At 40.7% G+C, this 1,736-nt stretch carries 2 protein-coding genes; both read left to right on the top strand.

Annotated features, from left to right (window positions below; genetic code table 11):
• Window positions 1-106 precede the first annotated feature (106 nt).
• The gene (locus HMPREF3277_RS07200) at window positions 107-799 is read left to right on the top strand and encodes an SMI1/KNR4 family protein (RefSeq protein ID WP_070870540.1); all 693 of its coding nucleotides are present in this window, start codon (window positions 107-109) and stop codon (window positions 797-799) included.
• A gap of 192 nt (window positions 800-991) precedes the next feature.
• Entirely contained in the window at window positions 992-1,543 is a 552-nt protein-coding gene (locus HMPREF3277_RS07195; RefSeq protein WP_070870538.1) for a hypothetical protein, read from the top strand.
• Window positions 1,544-1,736: the final 193 nt, after the last annotated feature.

Here is a 1,736-nt window from a genome sequence, read left to right as displayed (position 1 = left end):
CTTGTCCTGATTTAAATTTAATCCACTATAAAATGGAAAGGGAAGAGGTCGTCTGAAAACGCAGTTTCAATAGAGTTCAAAACCAAAATCTAGCAAAGGAAACATCATGAATTATCAGGATTTCATCAGCCAAACCGAAACGCAATACGGCATCTCCCTGCCCAACCTATACAAACGCCTCGCTGCCGACGGTATGTTGGACTGGGGCGAATTGGGTAGCAAATGGTATAGCGAAACCTTTCCCAAGTTGCTCGAATATCCGCCTTTACTGCTGGTCGGCTCGGAATTTGAACTGCCTCACGCCGACGAATTGCAGGGAATCAACGAACAGCTATGCGACGACAGTGAATGGATGAGTTTGAAACCCGAATACCGTGGCAAACTCATCGCCTTTGCCGGAGCTGGCAATGGCGATTACTACGCATTCGACTACCGCCAAGAAGGCGAACCATGTATCACACGTCTGTATCACGACGACGACTTCAGCGTAGTAGAAGCCGCAAACTTAGCAGACTTCATCTTCCGCAGGCTGCTCCAAGCCCAAGCGGACTATTTCCCCGAAGAAGATACCTCTCCCGAAGACTACCGCAGGCAACTGTTTGCCCAATTGGAAAGCCACCGCCCCTACCTCTCCGCCGAACAATATGAATTCCTCCGACAAACCTATCAAAAACCCTATCAAAAAGACCAATGGGGCGGATTGTTCATGTTGAGCGATGAAGAAACCAGCGCCGCCGAACAACGGTTCATCTCATGTGAACGGCTGGACGAAGAATTCGAACCTTTCGACTATGACTAGCGGGTATATTGGTTTAGGTTTAAATCAGGATAAAAATACTAAAGAAAAAAGATGTAAGAAAACACCGCATTATTTACATAACAGGCGTAGTTTGAAGTGGAAATCCAACTTTCACAAAGGTCGTCTGAAAATTTTCAGACGACCTTTGCTTCGTATTCGTTACAATAGCTGTTTTGCTTACTTGGAATTTCTATGTACATAAAACTATTTTCTGCATTGTCAATTTTGTTATTTACATTTAATTGCAATGCTTTTTCCAAAGCCCCTAATGCAGATGGTGTAGTTAGCATCAGGATGATAGATAATAATCCTTGCCTTTATATTGAAAAAACCGGCTTGATTGGTGCGTATTTCATAGATATATCTCAAGTTTTTTCAGAAAGTATGGATAGCATGCTCTATGAGGCAACATTTGAAGAAAATTACCCGACTAAAGAAAAATGTATTATGTTGAATTCTTCAAACTTTCCAAATCTAAAATTAGAAGATAGGCAAGTTTATGCAATTAGGCTGCGTCCTGATCCAAATAAAAATGAACAATTAAGGATAGAGCCGAATTTCACTGGTTTTGGAGATACAATTTGCCTTAAAAAAGATCAAAATGGTCATTTTAGGGTTCAAGATTATATTAGAGGTGAATGTGTAGATAGAGTTGCTATTCAAACTGAACAGAAATCTTTAAAGGAAAATAAAGGAAGTTGGTTTGATCGGTTCATTGAGTGGCTAAAAAGCTTACTATCATGATTCGGATTATCTTAAATTAGAAAAACGTAGATTGAGTTAGAAACCAAACTTCTATCAAGGTCGTCTGAAAAACCTCCATTCAGACGGCCTTTCTACCGTTTATCCCATTTGCTTTACCGTTAATGACATTCAAGTTACTATACGAACCTCATTGTCATCTTTAAAATCAACGCCATGACTGCCCGCCAATCCT

This window comes from Neisseria sp. HMSC70E02, from assembly GCF_001838645.1.
Taxonomy (GTDB): domain Bacteria; phylum Pseudomonadota; class Gammaproteobacteria; order Burkholderiales; family Neisseriaceae; genus Neisseria; species Neisseria macacae.
Note: the sequence above shows the minus strand (reverse complement) of the source record. Positions and strands in the feature narration are given on the sequence as shown.